Raw genomic sequence first — 4,639 nt, forward strand, 5'->3', positions numbered from 1 at the left:
CGCCACCCCCGGGAGCCTGGGGGAAAGCCTCTGCCGGGCCGGGGCAGTCCCGGTCGTGAAGGTTCGATCAGTATTATCACCCTGAAGGTAATATCACATTATATCGGTGGGAACATGAGGGTATTCACGGCCGTGCTGTATAAGGAAGAGGACGTTTACGTAGCCGAGTGCCCGGAAGTCGGCACCGTCAGCCAGGGCAAGACGGTGGAAGAGGCGGTCGCAAACCTCAAGGAAGCAACGGAATTATACCTCGAAGAATTCCCGCTGGAAGACGGACGAAGGCCGATCATCACGACGTTTGAGGTGGCCGTGGGTGCCGGGGCTTAAACCAGCCTCCGGCGAGACCGTAATAAAAATCCTCACGAAGGAATACCAATTCGCCGTAAGCGGACAATCCGGGAGTCATGTGCGCCTGTCAAAGGCGACGGCCGGTGGGGAATGCGACTGTCCCGCAGGACAGGAGCTTGAGCACCCGGAGGGTGCGAGGTGGGAACAGTTGTCCCGCTCCGTAGGGAGCTAAAGATCGGTACTCTTCGGGGCATCCTGCGGTTGGCGAAGATCGAACCTGAGGATTTTGCCCGATATCTGTAAAGCAACCCATAATCTCTTTTTCGGACTGTCGCGCTTCTTATGGGGAGTTTTTGACGGTGCCCACCCGGAGCCGGTAGGCGGGAGTCCTGAAAAACCCCGCCTGTTTCCGGACGTGCCGGTAGGGGTCCGCCCGGAGCCCGGCCGGGGTAGTCCCGGCCGCAGAGACGCCAGAAGACCGTGACGACGGGGCCTGCCTCCTCGTTCGGATCGTATCCTCGAGCAGGCGGCCGTGCGGTCCCCGTGCACCAGCCAGGGTCGGCCTCTGCCTGGAGGAGAGAGGATGATCGGCGGACCGATCGCCCCCGGTCTGCCGCAAACGATCACGGCAGGGGAACATCTTATCCCGGTCGCCGGAGAAGATATCATGAGAATATCGTGATCCCCGACGACATCATCCCGGTCGCATTCGCCGTCCTCTCGTCGCCGAAGCGCTACGCCCTGCTCCTCGGCTCGGGTGTATCCGGAGGAAACCTTCCCACCGGCAGGGCGATCACCCGTGACCTGATCCGGAGGATTGCCGCCCTCTCGGGAGAAGAGATCGACAGAGACCCCCTGGACTGGTACCGGGACCGGTACGGTAGAGAACCGACATTCCCCGGTCTCTTCAAGACGCTCGAAGCCCGCGACGGGGACGAAGAAGCGATCCTCGACGACTACTTCACGGTCGTCGGCCCGGAAGGGCGGCGGGTCGCCCCCGGGCCGACGCCCGCCCACAGGACGATCGCAACGATGGTGAAGGAGGGGCTCATCAGCCTCATCGTCACCACGAACTTCGATGACCTCATGGAGCGGGCGCTCCTGGACCAGGGGGTCCAGCCGGTGGTGATCACGGGATTGAGCGACCCGGAGATGATGTCCGTCTTCCCCGACCGGTGCCGGATCGTCAAGGTGAACGGCGACTACCCGAGCACCGACCTGAAGATGACGCCCGAGGATCTGAAGGACTACAGCCCCAAGATCAAAGACTACCTGGACCGGATCTTCTCGGAGTACGGCCTGATCGTCTGCGGATGGTCCGCAAAGGACGATACGGGGCTCGTGAAGATCCTCGCCGGCGGAGAGCGGACAGAACGAAGGGTCCGGAGGTATTCAACCATCTGGTGCCGGCGAAAAGACTCGACCCCCATCCCAAAAGAGGTTGTCGGGGAACTCCACCCCTCGGAGATCGAGATCGCCACCGCGGACGAGTTCTTCGAAGAGCTCTCCTCCCGTATCGAGGTCCTGCGCCGGTACGAGCACAAAGAACCGATAAGCGTCTCGACCGGGGTGCAGAAGGTCAAACGCATCTTGCGAGAGCCGAAGCCCGAACTCATGCTTCCCGATCTCATCCGCGACGAGACCGATCGCGTCATCGAGTTCATCATGGACAGGCAGCGGTACCAGGCCGCCGGCATCGACGGTAAGGAGTATTACCTGACGACGCTCCGGAGTCTCGAAAATACCGCTGCACCGCTGGCGGCGATGGCCGCCACGGTGGCATACCACGACGACACCTTCACGGACCTCATAACCGACATGCTCGTGCGACTGATCAACATCCCCCACGTCAAGCCCCGGGTCTCCGGGATCCAGAATATCCACCAGAAGACGGACCGGGAGTACATCGAGGGCCTCCACCGGTTACGACACTACCCGGCCCTTCTCGTCCTCTACGCGTCCGGCATCGCCGCCGTACGCACCGGGCACTTCGACACGCTGGAGGCGATCGTCCGAAGACCGAAGCAATACCGTTACGACGGCATGTTGAGGGAGACCGCACCTTATCATGAGTCGGTAAACCTTCAGGGGGTCGCCGGCTCCGGCGCCGACTGGATAGCCGGACAGACCCCTGAGCGTTTCGAGACGGAAGGCACCCATACGGACTACTTCTCCCAGGTCATATATACCGTGATGCAGGGCCTGTTCCCGAACCGATACGCCTTCGATGAATCCCTGGATATCTTCGAGTATATCTTCGGACTCGCGTATCTGGCGGAGCTCGGCGAGATCGAACCGGAAGCATTCCGCTTCGCCGCGCTTCCCGGACCCTTACGGTCCTGCAACTGGCACCGTCACCCTTACCTGCCGGGCATATCGCCCCCTGCTCGCACCCTGTCGCTTCCTCCGCACCTCATCGCTTATCTCGGAGACCTCAAGCAGAGGGCGGCAGACTCGAATTTCTTCGGAGGTGACCTTTCGGTCTTTGAGAAGGCGCACCGGAACTACGCGAAGGGGTTCGGGATCGACTGTCCCGGAACGGGCATCGAGTTGCCGGAACCGGACCTGCAAAACGACGCCTGACCGAGTCGTGGAAGTGCCGCCTGACCGATTGCCGTTGAGTGTCCGATACCGGACCGTACTGCCGAATCCGGCCTTACCGTCCTCTCTTCCTCGCCCGTGAGCGTGCGGCGATGCACTCCGGAGGGCACATCCTCCGGAGCAGACGGCCCGGCCCCGGGCGATTATGCCGTGTCATCCCGGCATAACGATCGGGAGATCTCCCGCCCCATTCCACAGGTTAAAGAGGACCTATATCAATATTCTATAACTGAATGTGGCGGGGAACGTTCATAATCAGAGGATATAAGGTCTAAAGATACCCATATTGGGCCCTGTTCGCCTCTCAGGGGAACAAAGGTCGAGCGGACACATCTCGTCTATCGCATCGAAAGAATAGAAATCTCGTTTACCGCAAAGAATAATCATCGTCTGGCAGGTATGGAGCAGAACAGCACAGGATCCGGTATCCGATGGTCAGTCATCGCCTTTACGGTGCTTCTCACCGCCCTCGCAGCGACCAGCCTCTACAACTACCTCCTCTTCCACGTCATCACCGAACTCGTCGCGGTAGGGATAGCGATCGCGGTCTTCACCGTCGCCTGGAATGCCCGGACGATGCGGGAGAACAGTTACCTGCTCGTCGCCGGGACCGGGCTGCTCTTCGTGGCGGCGATCGGCCTCGTCCACACCCTCGCCTACGACGGGATGGGGCTCTTTGTCGGCTACGACGCAAACCTCCCGACACAGCTCTGGATCGCCTCCCGCTACCTCCTTGCCGGGACGTTCCTTGCCGCTCCCCTTCTGCTCCGGAAAAATCCGGCACCCCGGTGGGTCTTTGCCGCGTTTGCGGGAGTCACCGGAGCCCTCCTTCTCTCGATCTTCGCCGTTCCGGTCTTTCCCGACTGCTTCATCGAGGGTTCGGGGCTGACGCCGTTCAAGATCGTCAGCGAGTACATCATCGTGGCCCTGCTCGCCCTCGGGGCCGTCGCCGTCTACCGGCTGCGCGACGCCTTCTCGCCCCGGGTGGTGAACCACCTGGCTGCGGCCATCGTCGTGCTGATGGTATCGGAACTTGCCTTCACGCTGTATACCGATGTGTATGGGCTCCTGAACATGGTCGGCCACCTCCTGATGGTGCTCGCGTTCGGGCTCATCTATGTGGGATTCGTCGAGACCGGGATCCGGCAGCCCTACGCGGTGGTCTTTACCGGCTTAAAATCGAGCGAAGAACGTCTGCGGCGGGAGAAAGATCGGTTCAACCAGTACCTGGATATCGCCGGAACCCTCTTTGTCGTCCTCGACCGGGACGGGCGAGTCACCCTCATCAACCGCAGGGCGTCCGAGGTCCTCGGCTGTCCGGCGGATGCGGCCGTGGGCGAGCCCTGGATCGAGCGGTTCGTCCCGCCGGCGGAAGGGGAACGGTGCCGTGGGATCTTTCTTGAGCTGATGCAGGACGAGACTGAACCGAACGAGTATGTACAGACATCGGTCCGCACCGCGGACGGGCGTGAGCGGATCATCGCGTGGCACAACACCGTGCTCCGGGACGATGACGGCGCCGTCTACGGGACACTGAGCTCCGGCGAGGATATCACCGAGCGGCAGCATGCCGAGGAGGCGCTTGGCCGGGCGAACACGAAGTTAAACCTTCTCTCCGGAATCACCCGCCACGATATCCTCAACCGGATCACCGTCGCCCGCGCCTACATCGAGTTCGCGGCGGAGGACAGCACGGATCCTGTCATCCGGTCCCACCTGGAGCGTGCCCGGGCCGCCGTCGAGGAGATCC

At 61.7% G+C, this 4,639-nt stretch carries 3 protein-coding genes; all 3 read left to right on the forward strand.

Annotated features, from left to right (window positions below):
- Nucleotides 1-327, forward strand: a 327-nt coding sequence (locus PLN84_RS12345; RefSeq protein ID WP_292560878.1) for a type II toxin-antitoxin system HicB family antitoxin, incomplete at its 5' end; no start/stop codon positions are given.
- Nucleotides 328-966: 639 nt separating this feature from the next.
- Complete coding sequence (locus PLN84_RS12350; RefSeq protein ID WP_292385577.1) at nt 967-2,871, forward strand: SIR2 family protein; 1,905 nt, start codon at nt 967-969, stop codon at nt 2,869-2,871.
- Nucleotides 2,872-3,288: 417 nt separating this feature from the next.
- Nucleotides 3,289-4,639, forward strand: a 1,351-nt coding sequence (locus tag PLN84_RS12355) for an MASE3 domain-containing protein (RefSeq protein WP_348532123.1), incomplete at its 3' end; no start/stop codon positions are given.

The sequence above is a fragment of the Methanoculleus sp. genome (genome assembly GCF_035363275.1).
Lineage (GTDB): Archaea > Halobacteriota > Methanomicrobia > Methanomicrobiales > Methanoculleaceae > Methanoculleus.